We start from the raw sequence: 15,757 nt of genomic DNA, 5'->3' as shown, positions 1-15,757 counted from the left end.
GAAAATCCATTTGGTGGAGATGAAACGGATGTTCGCGCCGCGAAAATCCATTTGGTGGCCAGGAAATGAAAGGAGGGGGCGCACACCTGAATTCCCGAGGGTCTGGGTCGGTCCACGCTCAATTTTCGGTCGGCGTCTCCTCAATCTTGTCGATCACAAAAACGGGCATGCTTCGCTTGGCTCCTTCCAGTTTCAGCCCCAACTGCTGTTCAATGGCGTCAAAGAGGGACACACCTCCCGCTGGATCTGCTGCTTCTCCGGGAGCAGCATTCCTGGGCGGCATAATGCGATAAGAGAGTGTGAGGTCCCAGCTTCCCTCAATGGAAGTGGAATCCACGACGCGGCGGCGACTCGCCACGATGGGCTGTTGGTGATTGAGCTCCTCCGCAAACTGGGCCATGGTTACGTTCTGGCATTTAACAACCGTGGGAACTCCAGGAGTTATGCCGTTCGATCTACAGCCTGTTCGACTCGACGGGTCGGCTTTTTTCAGCTTGGGCTTCGCCGCCGCCAATGTATACACATCCACAAGTCGGTCTTCGTAGTGTGTAACCATCTTGAAACGATCCACCAGGAGGTTGCGCAGCATTGCGCGAAAATCGGCGGACGCTTCGGCGCCGTTTGGAGTCAGGAAGTCAACCCCAGGCGGAGCTTTCGCGACAATATTGAAGAATCTCGAATTCATCCACTTCGGTGCACCTGCAATATCGGCGTCCCCCAACTTTATGAACATGTTCGGCGCCAGCTGAACCTGGGTGAATAGGTTCCATGCGAGCGTCACAAAATTGCTCAGTGGCGAGCATCCCATATTCACCTGCCCACGAGCCGGTTGGCCAGGTTCAAATGCCTTGCATGGCTTGATTGATGCCGCCTCGAACTCCTTAGGCACCTGGGACAGACTTTTCTCTAAGTCAGGGGCATTGGCCGTCGGGTTTCTGTTGACCCCCTCAACAATGAGTACCGCCTGAGGAACAGTCTGAACCTCAAGCTTCAGGCCGCCTTCTTTTTCGAGCGCGTCAATAATCGGATTGTTTTCCGAGACACCGAACATGCCTCCTGCCACGGTATAGTGCAGGTCGAAATCCCAAGAGCCCTCAATCATCGTAGAATTCACGACCGGCAGTGTTGTCACTCGTCCCGAACGTAGCCACGTGGCGAATGCATCCATAGTCACGTTGGTACATGTCAGACGCTGGTTACCGTCCACGACCCGGCAAGCGGATTCGGCTGCGTTATCGGCGGGCTTCAACTTAGGTTTACCCGCTCCTGCTGACAGCACCCAGGCTGGCAAAGGTTTCGTGTCCTTGCGAACAGCGAGTTTGAACCGATCTGCAAGTACGGACTGAAGCATTACATTGGCTGCTGCGATCGTGGTCTTTGCGGGGGGGTTAGCGATCACGTCAAAGCGATCCAAAGCCAGCCAACTCGGTCCGCCGAAGACAGCCGCCTCCTCTACGCTATATGCCGTCGTGATCAGATCCAACATGGTCGCATTGCGGATTTCGTACCGACCGGCACTAAACGCAGCTGCGTCCGCGTGCAAAACTCGACGCGTTTCCTCAGGCGAACTGACGTGGACATCTACTGCTTCAAAGTTTGTCCGAATCGGCGCAGATGCAGACTGTGGTTCGATCAGGCTGCGTGTTTCAGCGGCAGTGCCGATCTGACGTGTTGACACGACGATAACCAACATCCAAGTGGCATAGGCCAGGCGTTTGAACCAAGCGGTGGTAGTCCAAACGTCTTGATAGGTACCAGATGGCGAATTGAATGCGACAACCGACGACTTCCAGAGTGCTCGCATGTATCCTCCTGGCGAGAAGATATCTCGATACCTACAAATGACACCGCACCCTTCTCGGTGGTTCAGTTTAGCTTTGATTTACTTGATCTTACCGTTACCCTAAACTGGTGGCTAGGGGGCGCACACCTGAATTCCCGAATTCAAAATGGCGCGAGATTCCGTGGCCTCCGCCCCGGCTTTCGGGGCCGAATCGTCTGACCGGTCCGTTCCTCCAATTGTCTGATGAACGCGGGGTCGCCACATGGTTGCCCTGATAAGGTATGTTGGCGCAGAAGATCTTCCATTGCAGGATCACAATCACCGGTGAGCCATTCCGACCAACGTCCAAAAGTTCCAGCATCCGGCCAGGTAGCGTCGAGCAGCAGGTCGGTGGCAACGAGACCGCAGTGGAAGCGGGCGCTGGACCAAGGGTATTCTTCCGCACGCTGAATCATGCCGGCTCGCACCGGATTCAGTTCCACGTATCGGACTGCCGCCAGGAAGTGAGTCTCATCTGTTGGAGTTGAACGTGGCCTTTCCTCCCAGAGGCGCCCGTACAACCCGTATTTCGCATTGAAGATGGATCCATAGATCGAGTGGACCCGATGAAATGTTCGCCAGATCGAATCCAGCCGGTTCGGTACGGCAACAAAGTGCGTATGGTTTGTCATCAGACAGTAGGCGTAAATACGCAGGTCAAAGCGGCGCGAGGCTTCCGCGAACAGCCGTAAATAGATGCACCGGTCTTCCTTATCCCGAAAAATGTTCGATCGCCGGACTCCGCGTTGCATGATATGCACGGGAATGCCGGATACGACAACTCTTTTGCGATGTGGCATTTGTATTGTGAATTGGCTTCTCTGGCGGTGGGCGTCTCCGTCAGAAGGCAGGGCGATAATCAGAATAGTCGCGAGACATCGCGAAACAAAATGAATTCCTAATCGCTGAAATCCGGAATTCAGGTGTGCGCCCCCTCCCATTTCGACTTCCTGCCCGGAGATCGTGCAGTATCGATGAGAGCTTTTTGAGGGTCCCATCGTTGTATATAAGTATGGCGCCCGAAACCGGGTTCCAAATCACAACCCAGGCGCCAGAAAATGAAAGTTCCCGAAGATCGAATCGCTAGAGAACAGCGAGCGATGTCCGATGCCGACATTTGTCATGCGTGGCACGGCGGTTCACCGGCTTGATGGGTAATTTGATTGTCAATTTTTCAGGAGTGGCTATGTTGCCGTCCATCAACACGAGAAAATCCAAAAAGTTTTTCGGTAGCGTGTCAGGTTCCGATGGTTTCCGGAGTTATACGAGTGAGGGCGGAAATTGAAGCAGGAAGAAATATTTTGAGGTGCTGTGACAAACAGGGGGGTCCGAACCGTTGTACCTAATGAGGGGGAAATAAGCGCCTCAGTAAGACATTTGAAATTGTATCGGTCTAGATTTCTGATGACTGGTGCAATCGCAAATAAATTCGCCAGGAAAGGAGGTGAAGAGCTATGGCAACAATAATGAAGAAGTTGAAGGCGTTGTTCGATTTTCTGCGTTTGCCGGACGACAGTTTTGTATCGCGTCTGACGTCGATACACGACAAGATGCTCGGCAATACGGCGTTTCCGAACTCGCCGGTGGATCTGGCCGCGTTCCTTGCGGCCATCACCACCTTCGCGGCTGATGTGGTCGCTACGCTTGATGGTTCCAAACAGGCGAAAGCGATCAAGAACAAACAGCGCGAAGTGCTGGTGAAAATGGCCGAGCAACTGGGCCATTACGTGGAAGCCGCTTCGAATGACGATCCCGTTACGTTTACATCCAGCGGGTTCGAGATCCGATCGACGAACCGCGTTCCGCATGCGTCGCTGATCCAAGCCGTGATTGAAAACCTCAATCAGGGCAAGGGGGGCGAGCTGCTGGCGACGATCTCGTTTGTGCCGAATGCGCGTATCTATGAAGTCGAGTACGCGCCGGTAAGCACGAACGGGACAGCGCCGGTGTGGACGAAGATCACGGTCGCTTCCGCGCGAGAGCCGGTAGCGGTCGAAAACCTGACCCCGGGCACGACGTATATGTTCCACGTCCGTGCCTTCGGCAAGCCGGGTTTCACCGACTGGAGCTCGCCGGTCCAGCGTATGGTGATCTAGTCTGAAAAAAGCTGCAGATGATGAGGATCCGCATCATCTGCGGCTTTTTTTTGTCACGCGAAGTTGATGTTGTTCTGGAGTCCAGCCTCGCCCCGGAGTGTTTCAACCACGGTACTAAAAAGATAATGAACGTGAAGAGCCGCAAGCGATGAAAGACTCTATATCAATTGCAGACGCTCTGCTGGGTCAGGCGCTTACGGTAAGTGATTGAAACTCCCAAAGTGTCCCCACCAGGGGTAGTGTCCTAATTTGGGAATTAGGACACTACCCCACCAGGGCACTTATTGTTTTCTCCAGCATTCCTGGAAAGCTAACAGGCCCAACGCTGCGTCCTTTCTGGCAACGACCAGCACATAGTGCTGCACAGTGCGCGTCTCATGATGCACTTTCAGTCTTAGCCTTCCTTCGAGTTTGGAACTTTGTTGCGTGGCGCCGCTCGGTGGTAATTCGGTTATTCGTGCCAAGACAACGTACTGAAGGCATTTGCTGCGTGACGACGAGGGCTAATGCTGCATGAGGCCGCGTGGTATAGTGGGCTCACCTCCGGCCCAACGGAGAGGAATGTTCATGGGCATCACAACAATCGACGCGCGAGTTTTCAATCCTGCCGATCGTTCACGCATTGCCGAGCTGCAATTCACTGTGGACTCCGGCGCAAATTATTCACTGGTTCCGGCGACGGTTCTTGAGGAACTCGGGATTCAACCCGATACGACAAAGCGGTTCTTTCTTGCCAACGGCGATGCCATCGAGCGAAAGATGGGAAACGCCGGATTCGAGTATCTCGGCGAGGTTGCGCACGCCCGAATCATCTTCGGCGAGGAAGGCGACGCTGCGCTAATGGGCATCACGACCCTTGAAGCATTCGGCTTCGTCCTCGATCCTTTCAAGCGGGAACTCCGGCCCATGCCGATGCGGCTTTAAGCGAACTTGCTTTCGCCAGCTCTCACGATTGAACGGATGATTCATGCGGAAGACGCCGGACAATCTCCTCCCTCTTTTTTTGTCACGCGAAGTTGATGTTGTTCTGGAGTCCAGCCTCGTCCCGGATTTCTGCGCACGTCACCGCGCAAATGCCAAGGTTCGCTATACTGGGACCAATGTGGGATCTTCTGAAGAGAAAGGAAGCGCAAAGACGGGAGCGGCGGGAACAACTCCGCCGGCAGGCGCGGAACAAGCTGAAAGATGCCTTACATGAGCTTGTTCCCGGGCAAAAGGTTCTGTTGTTCGGGTCCGTGATCCGCCCGTACGGCTTCCATGAGCGTTCCGACATTGATATCGCCTTTGTCGAGGAACCGAAACAGTCTCGATATCTGCTTCAGGCCAAGCTCGAAGAGTTCATCCATCACTCTGTAGATGTCGTGGTATTGGCCGAATGCCGTTTTCGCGAGAAGATTGAGCGCGAAGGGGAAGCATGGACGACCTGACCGTAGCCGTCCTGAAAGCCGAAGTCGCTGAAGACTGCCGCGTGCTGCGTAATGCCGCCTCCCTTGCCCGGGAGCGCTTCGGCAGCGGCTCTGATCCAGAACTCGAAGCATCCGCGTTTCAGATTTCGCGATTTTATAATGTCGTTGAACAGTTGGCATTGCGGATTGCCAAGGCCTTCGAAAACAATATAGATGACGAACATGGCTGGCATATGGAACTCGTTCGGCGTCTGAGCATCGAGATCCCAGGCGTAAGACCGCCGCTCTTTTCCGGCGAATTGATCTCCGACTTGCAGGAGTTACGGTCCTTTCGTCATGTCGTCCGGCACGCTTACGACCTGATCCTCAAGAAGGAAAAGCTGCTTTCGCTGGTTGATGCCGCCCAGAGGGCCGCCTCATCCGTGCCCGTTGCGTGCGGCGAATTCTTCAAGGTCATTTCCACGCACGCTTGATTCAAATAACGTCCGCCGCCGGTGTCGCCTTATTTTACGCCGGGCCATAGAACAAAGGGCGGCTTCGGCTGTTTGTCCGGCGGTACGAATGCGGGTGAAGGCGTTCCCGAAGGGCCGAGGGATTTCACATATTGATACAGGGCGCGCAGATCCGCATCCGACATTGCCTGCACGTTAAACCAGGGCATGGGCGGGCGCGTCATGAGACTCTTGCCGCGTTTGACCCATTCGTCTTCAGTCAGTTTGGTGATGGAGAGCCGCAGATTGGTCGGGTAGCTTGTGCCCCATGGCCCCCGGTACCCAAGTGTGTCGCCCTTGAGCCTCTCGCTTTCCGGCGCTTTTCCTCCGGCATCCGCATAGCCCGAGGTATGACAATCATTGCACCCGCCGATCATGACCACATACCTGCCACGTTCGATCTGCTGCGCATTAGGCCCGCCTTGTTTGCCGGCTTGTCCGTTCGCACCCTGATGCGCGAAAGCGAGCAGCAAACCCGCTCCGATAATAGTTGCCAGATAGTTTTTCACGATTGCCCTCCTCGAAGTTGGACAAGTATTACGAATCGGAGACTGTTTGGGCAATCCCAAACGTTCCAGCTGCCTTTCAAGCCGCGTTGTCGCCGAATACGCGATCGGTTTTTAGCGCTGGAACGAGGATCTGTTAGGCTGAGGCGCATGCCTTCTAAAAACTTAGAGACGCTCGATGGGCCGACGACGGCGCAGTGGCGCGAATGGTTGATGGGCCATCACGACACCGAATCCGAAGTGTGGCTGGTCTTTTACAAGCCGCAGAGCGGGAAGACATCGATTGCTTATCTGGACGCACTCGACGAGGCACTCTGTTTCGGTTGGATCGACAGCCTTATCAAGCGTCTCGACGATCAGCGGTATGCGCGTAAATTTACACCACGGAAACCCGGCAGCCGCTGGTCGGAAATCAACCGCAAACGGTATACGCTACTGAAGGAGGCGGGAAGACTGGCGCCGCCCGGCATAAACCGTCCTCCCACAGAACGGACGTACGGCGCAAAACCGGTAGTTCCGTCCAAAGTTCCGTCATACATCCAAACGGCTCTCCGGCAGAATCCAAAGGCGGCAAGCTACTTTGAAAATCTCGCTCCGTCCCACCGCAAACGATATGTTCTCTGGATCGATTCGGCCAAACAGGAAGCAACAAGGACTCGCCGTCTGGAAGAAGCGATCCGGATGCTTTCAGCGGGCCGGCCTCTGGGGCTCAAATAGGGTATTTCCCACGGGCCTCTGCTTCCTGCATGGTTTCCATGGTCCAAGCGGTTCTTTGGCCGTCGTATTTCCGTACTTGAAACCTGCGGTTGACAGCAATGATCGCACTGCGGCTGCGCCCCATCCGCTGCGAAATATCGAAAATCGCCATGTCTGTGTCGGCGAGTAGCGTGACGATACGCTTTATTTCCTCTTCCGTAAGAGAATCTCCCTGTCTGGCCATTTTGCGGATCACCTGCCGGATCCTGCCCAAGGGGCTTGGAATCGTTTAATTAAGTGCATTGCCGGGATGGCAAAAGTATGGTCTGACACATTTTCAACGAACCGTTTCTCTATTTAGACGACGAATCCGTGCCCCCATTACCAGCCCAACTTAATTTTGCGGGGATTCGTTCAGCGCGGCGGCGGAGGTGAGTAGCCGGGAATCTTTGTCAGCTCGACTGTATCGATAAGTGCCGGATCCATATACAGTTCCGCGTACTTCCGATAGACGCCCTGCCACACGAAAACGTCGAACAGATCCGGGTCGATCTGGCCGTTCAGCTTGAACTTTCCGAGAATCGTCAAGGCCTCCGACAATGTTTTGCCTTTTTTGTATGGCCTGTCTTCTGCAGTCAGCGCTTCGAAGACATCGGCGATTCCCATGCACCTTGCTTGAACCGACATCTGTTCGCGTGTCAGGCCGCGGGGATAACCTTTTCCGTCCATGCGTTCGTGATGGCCGCCTGCATATTCGGGAACGTTCCGGAGGTGCAGCGGCCAGGGTAAGGATTCCAGCATCTGGACCGTGATGTCGATGTGACGATTGATCACGGCGCGCTCGGCTGCCGTCAGAGTGCCTCTCTGAATCGTCAGGTTTTCGATCTCGTCAGGGGTCAGGAAATCGGTTTGATTGCCGTCCATGTCACACCAGGAATTCGATGAGGAAATCTGCCGTACCCGGTCCGCATCCTCTGCAGTCATATTCTCGGCGCCGATATTGCAGCAGCGGAGGAACTCCCGGTCTTTCCTGATCTGCTCGAGTTGCCGCTCGCACCGGAGTTTTGCCTGTTCAGCGATACTGACGTCGCCCTGACGCAAGGCTTGCAGTTCATCTCGAAGACGTGCGATTTCCGCGTCGCGTTTGAGGATTTCAAACCGCTCGGCGACAGCGTGCATGCGATCGTGAATGGTTTCAAGCTTGGTCGCCTTTTCGACGACATGAACGGGCGTTGCGATCTTTCCACAGTCATGCAGCAAACCGGCAATTTTCAGCTGATAGCGGTCCTTTTCCGTCATCGTGAATTCGCGGAGGGGGCCGACACGACAGGCGTTGACAGCGTCCGCAAGCATTAACGTCAGCTCCGGCACGCGGTCGCAATGTTCACCGGTATGCGGTGACTTGTCGCCGATGACGCGGTTGATCACCTGGATGAAGGACTCGAACAGATTCTCCATATGATGAATCAACAGACGGTTCGTCAGCGCAATTGCCGCCTGGGATGCCAGAGATTCCGCCAGCCTCTGGTCCTCGATTGAAAACTCTCTGACGTTTCCAGTTACAGAGTCGACGGCATTCAGGAGTTGCAGTACGCCGATGATTTCATTTTCATGATTTTTCATCGGCACTGTCAGAAAAGATCTCGAGCGGTATCCGATCCGCTGGTCAACCAGGCGCGTACCCGAGAAATCGAAGCCGCGTTCCGTGTACGCATCGGCGATGTTCAGCGAGGCGCCGCTGTGATAGGTGTATGTCACGACGTTGGACAGAACCGGCTCTCCCTGCTGGTCATAGAGAGGAATGGGATTGAAGGGAATCTTGATTCCGGTCGTACCGCCGAACGCCAGGCCGAGCGAATCCGTATGCAGGATTTCAAATTGAAGGGTTCGGTCGTCCCGGACGCGATAAATTGTCCCTCCGTCGGCACTCGTTATCCCTTTTGCGGTGACGAGAATGGCTTCCAGAAGCCGGGTGATATCCGTTTCCCGCGATAGCGCGATCCCGATCTGATTGAGGTGGTCGATCCTCTCCAGATCCAGAAGATTTGCAGAATCAGAGAAACACAAAGGAGCCACGGTCACTTCCGGGATTTTTAGAGTATGTCTGCTCATGGTCCTACCACGCGTTCCACGCGACTGATATCGGCAGGACAGGCCCGGTTGTTTAGACCAATTTGCAGCGAACAGAGTTTTCGCTTATTTTCATGCGAAAGGAGATTCATGGCGACGCGTAAATTCGAACCGAAATTCATGAAGATTGGCGTCCTGACGGCGGCGCTTCAGGAACTGACGCCCCGGGAGGTTCGCGACCAGGACCCCGACCGTGCGATCGAAGAGTGGCTCGACTTTGCGCGTGAACTGGAAGTCGATTGCATCCAGCTTTCGGCGGCGCTACACCCGTCGGAAGCCGACGTTCCGCCCGAGGCGATGCTCGATCCGGTGGCGAATACGCTCGATCTGCGGAAACCTTTCGAAAAGAACCGCGCGAAGCGCATTGAAGCCGCGGTCAAAGCGGCCGGTGTGCGCTTCTCAGACCTGGCATATTTCGACAACATGCTGCATCACGATCCCGCCCTGCGAAAAAAGAAACACGACTTCATGATACGGACATTCGATGCGGCGGCGCTGCTGGGCGCAAGTGCCGTATGCGGTTTCGTCGGCAGAAACCAGCAGCGCAGCATGGATCAGAATCTCATCGATTTCGAGGAACACTTCGTTCCGCTGCTGAAGGCAGCCAAAGAGCGCGGTCTGATCTTCCGCGTCGAGCAGTGCCCGATGCCCGGGTGGACGATCTCCGACAATTTCCACAACAACATCGGATATACCCCGGGCGCGTGGATTGCCCTGCACCGAATTTGCGAGAAACACGGTGTCGGCGACCAATTTCGGATTCACTACGATCCATCGCACGCCATTTTGATGGGGCAGGATACGCGGTCGCTCTTTCAATATTTAAAGGACGAGGGCTATGGTTTTCTGATCAGCGGGTTTCATGTAAAGGGCCAGGTCGTCGATGCGAAGGGAGTTTCGGCCTGGGGTTATGGCGGGCAGACATTGGAACGCGGTGACTGGGCTGGCGGCAAGCCGTCGGAGAATCCGGCGGACCAGGTGAACGCGTGGAAAAAACAAGTCGTCCTCTGCGAGCACGAACTGCCGGGGACCGCTCGGCATGATCCTCTCGCGTACCTTCAGAATCGCACGGTCGACTGGCTGGATCATCAGCTTGCGGCGCGTGAACTGTTGCCGCTGGACCCCGCGGAGACATACCTGATCGTCGAACACGAGTACCCGCGGGCGCGGATACAGGATCGTGAGCGGCTGAAGCCGATCCTCCAGGGATCGATTGCATTCACCCGCCGCATCGACCAGGCCGCGGCCTGCATGTATGCGCTTCAACATGAAGTGCTGGCGGCCCAGAATATTCCGGTTCAGGGGATCGGCCGGCAGGCGTATCGGAGTTAATCGGCCGGCTTGGCTATAGATAGCCGCGTTCGCGCAAGCTGGAATAGATTTTTTCCAGAGATTGCGCGACGGTCTCGGTATCGGTGTTGACGAGGACATCGGGATTCAGCGGTTCTTCATACGGATCGTCGATTCCGGTGAATGACTTGATTTGTCCGGCCCGCGCCCTCTTATACAGGCCTTTGATGTCGCGCGATTCCGCCACATCCAAGGGACATTTGCAGTAGACCTCTACAAAGGTTCCGATCTCCTGCCGGTTCATTTCGCGGGCTTCACGGTAGGGGCTGATTGCGGCAACGATTACCACGATTCCATGCCGGGAGAGCAGCGCTGCAAGATAGCCGAGCCGTCTTATATGGATATCCCGGTCTTCTTTGCTGAACCCCAGCTCTTTGGAAAGCCGTTTTCGCGCTTCGTCGCCGTCGAGCACTTCGACTTTGAGCCCTGCTTCGCGCATCCGTTCTCCGAGCGCGCGGGACAAGGTTGTCTTACCCGACCCCGACAAACCCGTAAACCACACGGCTATTCCTTTTTCCTGCATGTTTCAGGCGGGAACGACCTGCGGGAAGGTCACCGTGATGGTCGTGCCCTCGCCGGGTACGGACGTGGCTTCGATAGTTCCGTGCAACGCCGCAGTGACGAGATTGTACACCATGGCCAGGCCCAGACCGGCGCCGCCTCTGCCGCGGCCGGTCGTGAAAAAAGGCTCGAAAATGCGGGGCAGATGTTCGGCGGAAATGCCCGCGCCCCAGTCGCGTACAGTCAGCGCAAAAGATGGCGCCGGGAGCCTTTCCTGAAGCGTCAGTCCAACTGTAACGTTACCGCCTGTTCCGGCGGGGTATGCATATCGTTCGACGTTCGTAAGCAGATTGAGCAGCACCCGCGAAAGAACTCCCCGAAAACCAACCCAGCTTTGCTGATCGGGAGGCAAATCGTTTTTGAATTCCACCTCCAGGCCTGCCTGGCGTGCCTGAATCGAAAACAGCGCGAGAATCTCGTTGATTACTTCCGGCAACGCCAGTGTTTCTTTGGTATCGGCAACTTCGCTGATCGAAAGAGTTTTGAAACTCTGGATGAGGCCGTGCGCGCGGGTGATGTTTCTTTGCATCAAATCTGTAGTTTCGAGCAGATCCTCGAACAGCGCTTTTGCTTTGGGCGCCGCAGCAAGCGTTACGGCAGTGTCTGAAGTGAGCTCCCGCTTCATGATGCTTGCGGCGGTATTGATGATGCCCAACGGTGTATTCACTTCATGCGCCACCCCTGCAACCATCTGTGCCAGCGCCCGGTGGCGTTCCCGCTCGATATCGGCCCGCAGTGTTTGTCTGGCGATTTCTTCCTGAAGATATCGCTCATCCGTTACGCGAATCCGTTGCGCGAGATCGATCAGCAGCTGGGAGCGCAGTGCCGGCGAGGTGGCGAGAAGATCCAGAAAAGCGTCACGATCGAGGCGGAACAGTTCGCAATCGGTGATAGCGGCTGCGCTGGCGGATCGGGAATCGCCGTCGAGGAGAGCCATTTCACCGAAGAAATCGCCGGCTTCGAGAACACCGAGCACGGCCTTGTGTCCTTCGCGATCGTCGAGATAGATCTGCACACTCCCTGCAAGGATGGCGTACATGCAATCTCCGCTGTCGCCCTTGTTGAACAACACCTCGCCGGCGCGCGCCGGAACCTGTCTTCCCCTGTCGGCGAGTTGCGCCGCCTGAACGTCCGTCAACGGCTGGAGAAATGGGACTTTTCTTAAATCCGCCTTCACTTTGCCCGCTGAAGAATCATGGCGATGCCTCTCAAGGCGCGATGGTACAGAAGAACGACCGGTTCCGGCGGCGCGAACGTTGAATGCGCCACGAAGGTGAGGCCGCCCGGCGGCCCGATCTGGACCTTGATCATGAGGGTGTTTCCATCCTGCACATAGCTGTCGCCGTCCGCTCCGATCTTCTTGCCCTCCCGCGCGTTGAGTCGTTTCAGCAGGGCTTGTGCTTCGCCTTGTTCGAGTCCACGCATACCGAGGAGTTCATTGCCGACAAAGAGTCCGGTTTGGATCGCTCTCGATTCGGCAGGCGCCTCGCCGATGAAGTGAAAGCCAAGGAACGTCTGCCGCGCGGCTTCGATAAGGGCGGTCCGCGAATCGCCGGCGGCGATTGCGCTGCTTAGAATCTGAGAGGTTCCGAGGGCTGCGGTGTTCCAGAGATATTGGCGCACACCGCTCTTGACGAGCGAATAGAGCTTGTCTTCTGTCGCCTCGACTTTGGTGAAGTATCCGTTGATATCGTAGCGGTCGAGTACCGTTCGTTCCGGAGCGCTCCCGGGTTGTCCGGTGCGAACGAACAATTGGGTCACGCGGTTGCCATGTTCTTCGCGCAGGGACTGGCACAGATCCAGCCCCGCCGTGTCGGTTTCCATCACGACGTCGATGAAGGCCACTGCAATCGCAGGCTGCAGGGAAGGAGAATTCTTGAAGATCTGCATCGCCTCGGACTTGCTCTTTGCCGAATGCAGCCTGAGCGGCAGGCCGTAGACCTCGAAACGCCGCATGGCAAGGCGGGAAACCTGGATGATATCGGGCTCGTCGTCGACCAGGAGCACTTCCCATTCTTTGAAAAACATATATTCACGAAGCATAGGTCTTCATTGTTATCAGGGTCAAGCTGCGGCGCCCTCGCCGTGTTAAAAAATGCGATAATAGTGCCGCATGCAAACCCGCCCGTCCCGCGTGTACCTTCCGAAATTCGACAGTGCACCGGAAACGATTTTCGAGTACCTGCTGGCGCGGTTCCCGCAAGTCAGCCCCGATACCTGGCGGGATCGCGTTTCGCGCGGGCTGGTTACGTTGGCTGACGGCCAGGCGCTCGAGGAGTGTTCACCTTATCGGCACGGGATCACGGTTTTCTATCGGAAGGAAGTCCCGTCGGAACCGGCTCCGCTCGAGGATCCGGTGGTGATCTATCGCGACGACGAGATTCTGGTGGCCGACAAGCCGCATGGCATGCCGGTCACACCGTCCGGCGAACACGTCGAGCGTTCGCTGCTGATTCGTCTTCAGAGAATCACCGGATTGCGGGATCTCGATCCCATTCACCGGCTCGATCGTGACACGGCGGGTGTGCTTTTATTCGCAATCCGGCCGCAGTCGCGCGCGCAGTACCATGGGTTGTTCGCTGGCGGGCGCGTGGAACGGGAGTATCTTGCGCAGTCGCAAATTCAAAATCCTTTGGATGAGCGGAATTGGCACATTGAAAACAGAATAGAGGCGGGAGATCCCTGGTACAGGCAGCGGATCGTGGACGGCGGACCGGTCAATGCGACCACGGACATTCAACTGGAACAGTGCCGGACCGGGATCGGACGGTTCCGGCTGTTTCCGAAGAGCGGAAAGAAGCATCAATTGCGGATCCATATGGCATCTATCGGATTTCCGATTCTCGGCGATCCTTTTTATCCAGTCATCAGATCTAAAAGCGGAGGCGAGCCGCCGCTGCAGCTTCTGGCGAGGCGCCTTGGCTTCATCGATCCGTTGACCGGCGCAGCGCGCGATTTTATTTCTACGAGGGCACTTTCAGAGCTTCCATGATTTCACTCTCCCACATCGGCAAACAGTATGGCCGCCAGATTCTTTTCGTTGATGCGTCGTTTCAGTTGAATCCCGGCGAGAAGGTTGGATTGGTCGGGCCCAATGGCGCAGGCAAAACAACTCTTTTCCGGCTGATTACCGGTGAAGAGTCGCCGGATGAAGGCGACGTTACGGTTCCCAGGCAGTTGACAATCGGCTATTTCCGCCAGGACGTGGAAGAGATGTCGGGGCGATCCGTCCTGGACGAGGCCATTGCCGGAAGCGGCCGCATCGGCGATTTGCACCACGAACTCGAGGCGCTTCAACACGCGATGGCGGATCCCGAACAGGCCGCGAAGATGGACAAAATTCTCGAACGGTTCGGCGAGGTTCAGGAGGAATACGACCACCTCGGAGGCTATTCGCTCGAAAGCCAGGCGCGGGAAGTGCTTCTCGGGCTCGGCTTCGATAATGAACGCATCGACGGCGATGTGGGCGAACTGTCCGGCGGCTGGAAGATGCGCGTGGCGATGGCACGGGTGCTCCTCGGCCGGCCGGATGTGTTGTTGATGGACGAGCCGACGAACCACCTCGATATCGAATCGATCGTCTGGCTGGAAGCCTTCATCAAGTCCCTTCCGGGCGCGCTGCTGATGACGTCTCACGATCGCGAGTTTATGAATCGAGTGGTCAGCAGGATCGCGGAAATCGACGGCGGAGAGATCACAGTCTACTCGGGGAATTATGATTTTTATGCGCGAGAGCGCCAGATCCGCGAAACCAACCGCGAGGCGGCATACGCGCGCCAGCAGGCCATGCTCGCCAAGGAGCAGCGCTTCATCGAACGATTTGCCGCGCACGCCGCAAAGGCGGCGCAGGTGCAGAGCCGCGTCAAGGCGCTCGACAAGATCGAAAAGATCGAGTTGCCGAAAAAGCGCCGCGTGGTCAAATTCGATTTCCGGCAGCCGTCACGGTCCGGCGATCAGGTGGCGACGCTTGAAAACATCGCCAAGACCTACGGCAGCCGCGCCATCTATAACGGTTTCAATCTGAATATCCGGCGCGGCGAGCGCTGGTGCGTGATGGGTAAAAACGGGGCGGGAAAATCGACTTTGCTGAAAATGGTGGCCGGAGCCATCGCTCCCGACTCCGGCTCCGTTCGCCTCGGCGCCAGCCTGACGATGGGATATTTTGCGCAGCAGGCGCTGGATCTGCTCGATCCGGAGTTGACGATCGAACAACAACTGCAGCGGGATTTCCCGCACGAGTCCATTGGATCGCTGCGAGGTCTCGCCGGCGCCTTTCAGTTTTCCGGCGAAGACATCGATAAGAAAATCCGGGCGCTTTCCGGCGGTGAAAAAACGCGCCTCGTGATGGCGCGGATGCTGTTGAATCCCCCGAATTTTCTGGTGCTGGACGAACCGACCAATCACCTGGACGTTGCAACAAAGGAAATGTTGATCGATGCGCTCCAGGACTTCGACGGGACCATGCTGTTTGTTTCCCATGACCGCACGTTTCTGCGCGGCCTGAGCAACCGCGTGCTCGAATTAGGCGGCGAGTCCGGAACGGATGCCGAGCCTCACATTTATCCGGGGTCCTACGCCGAATACGTTGTCCGCACCGGACACGAAGCGCCTGGTGTGCACCATTAAATAAGCGCGTTGGAAATTCGAAATTGGAAGTTGGAAATTGGATCTCGGATTTCCAATTTCAAACTTCCAATTT

General features: G+C 56.1%; 16 protein-coding genes. 8 read left to right on the top strand and 8 right to left on the bottom strand.

Annotated elements, in window-relative coordinates:
* Positions 1-118: 118 nt before the first annotated feature.
* Both VGK48_00885 and VGK48_00880 read right to left on the bottom strand, forming a co-directional pair.
* Positions 119-1,804 (bottom strand): TIGR03435 family protein, encoded by a 1,686-nt coding sequence (locus tag VGK48_00885; protein HEY2379709.1) that lies wholly within the window; start codon positions 1,802-1,804, stop codon positions 119-121.
* 140 nt (positions 1,805-1,944) lie between these two features.
* Positions 1,945-2,622 (bottom strand): transposase, encoded by a 678-nt coding sequence (locus VGK48_00880; protein HEY2379708.1) that lies wholly within the window; start codon positions 2,620-2,622, stop codon positions 1,945-1,947.
* A 654-nt stretch (positions 2,623-3,276) separates the two neighbouring features.
* On the opposite strand from VGK48_00880, the gene VGK48_00875 reads away from it, so the two are divergent.
* From VGK48_00875 to VGK48_00860, 4 genes are all read left to right on the top strand, one after another.
* Complete coding sequence (locus VGK48_00875) at positions 3,277-3,918, top strand: fibronectin type III domain-containing protein (protein HEY2379707.1); 642 nt, start codon at positions 3,277-3,279, stop codon at positions 3,916-3,918.
* A gap of 567 nt (positions 3,919-4,485) precedes the next feature.
* Positions 4,486-4,842, top strand: a complete 357-nt coding sequence (locus tag VGK48_00870) for an aspartyl protease (protein ID HEY2379706.1) — start codon at positions 4,486-4,488, stop codon at positions 4,840-4,842.
* Positions 4,843-5,018: 176 nt separating this feature from the next.
* Positions 5,019-5,345, top strand: coding sequence for a nucleotidyltransferase domain-containing protein (locus VGK48_00865; GenBank protein HEY2379705.1), 327 nt, complete (start codon positions 5,019-5,021; stop codon positions 5,343-5,345).
* Positions 5,333-5,797, top strand: a complete 465-nt coding sequence (locus tag VGK48_00860) for a hypothetical protein (protein HEY2379704.1) — start codon at positions 5,333-5,335, stop codon at positions 5,795-5,797. The genes VGK48_00865 and VGK48_00860 overlap by 13 nt, the downstream gene beginning before the upstream one ends.
* Before the next feature lie 29 nt (positions 5,798-5,826).
* Here VGK48_00860 and VGK48_00855 read toward each other — a convergent pair whose 3' ends face one another.
* Positions 5,827-6,324, bottom strand: coding sequence for a c-type cytochrome (locus VGK48_00855; protein ID HEY2379703.1), 498 nt, complete (start codon positions 6,322-6,324; stop codon positions 5,827-5,829).
* 147 nt (positions 6,325-6,471) lie between these two features.
* Here VGK48_00855 and VGK48_00850 point away from each other — a divergent pair, with 147 nt between their 5' ends.
* Positions 6,472-7,038 (top strand): YdeI/OmpD-associated family protein, encoded by a 567-nt coding sequence (locus VGK48_00850; protein HEY2379702.1) that lies wholly within the window; start codon positions 6,472-6,474, stop codon positions 7,036-7,038.
* Here VGK48_00850 and VGK48_00845 read toward each other — a convergent pair.
* Positions 7,031-7,273 carry a hypothetical protein gene (locus VGK48_00845; protein HEY2379701.1) on the bottom strand — a complete coding sequence of 81 codons (243 nt, stop codon included), beginning with the start codon at positions 7,271-7,273 and terminating at the stop codon, positions 7,031-7,033. The two genes, VGK48_00850 and VGK48_00845, sit on opposite strands and share 8 nt — an antisense overlap.
* 158 nt (positions 7,274-7,431) lie before the next feature.
* A complete protein-coding gene (locus tag VGK48_00840; protein ID HEY2379700.1) occupies positions 7,432-9,129 on the bottom strand; it encodes an HD domain-containing phosphohydrolase in 1,698 nt (565 codons plus the stop codon).
* A gap of 108 nt (positions 9,130-9,237) precedes the next feature.
* Here VGK48_00840 and VGK48_00835 point away from each other — a divergent pair, with 108 nt between their 5' ends.
* Positions 9,238-10,479, top strand: coding sequence for a TIM barrel protein (locus VGK48_00835; protein HEY2379699.1), 1,242 nt, complete (start codon positions 9,238-9,240; stop codon positions 10,477-10,479).
* A gap of 13 nt (positions 10,480-10,492) precedes the next feature.
* On the opposite strand, the gene cysC is transcribed toward VGK48_00835, so the two are convergent.
* The 3 genes from cysC to VGK48_00820 are packed head-to-tail and all read right to left on the bottom strand — an operon-like array spanning position 10,493 to position 13,101.
* Positions 10,493-11,020 carry an adenylyl-sulfate kinase gene (gene cysC / locus VGK48_00830; GenBank protein HEY2379698.1) on the bottom strand — a complete coding sequence of 176 codons (528 nt, stop codon included), beginning with the start codon at positions 11,018-11,020 and terminating at the stop codon, positions 10,493-10,495.
* A 3-nt stretch (positions 11,021-11,023) separates the two neighbouring features.
* Positions 11,024-12,235 (bottom strand): cyclic nucleotide-binding domain-containing protein, encoded by a 1,212-nt coding sequence (locus tag VGK48_00825; GenBank protein HEY2379697.1) that lies wholly within the window; start codon positions 12,233-12,235, stop codon positions 11,024-11,026.
* Positions 12,232-13,101, bottom strand: coding sequence for a response regulator receiver protein (locus tag VGK48_00820; protein HEY2379696.1), 870 nt, complete (start codon positions 13,099-13,101; stop codon positions 12,232-12,234). Before VGK48_00820 ends, VGK48_00825 begins: the two co-directional genes overlap by 4 nt.
* Before the next feature lie 70 nt (positions 13,102-13,171).
* Here VGK48_00820 and VGK48_00815 point away from each other — a divergent pair, with 70 nt between their 5' ends.
* Both VGK48_00815 and VGK48_00810 read left to right on the top strand, forming a co-directional pair.
* Entirely contained in the window at positions 13,172-14,050 is an 879-nt protein-coding gene (locus VGK48_00815) for a pseudouridine synthase (protein ID HEY2379695.1), read from the top strand.
* A complete protein-coding gene (locus VGK48_00810; protein HEY2379694.1) occupies positions 14,047-15,684 on the top strand; it encodes an ABC-F family ATP-binding cassette domain-containing protein in 1,638 nt (545 codons plus the stop codon). The genes VGK48_00815 and VGK48_00810 overlap by 4 nt, the downstream gene beginning before the upstream one ends.
* Positions 15,685-15,757 lie beyond the last annotated feature (73 nt).

Source organism: Terriglobia bacterium (assembly GCA_036496425.1).
GTDB lineage: Bacteria > Acidobacteriota > Terriglobia > 20CM-2-55-15 > 20CM-2-55-15 > 20CM-2-55-15.
Note: the sequence above shows the minus strand (reverse complement) of the source record. Positions and strands in the feature narration are given on the sequence as shown.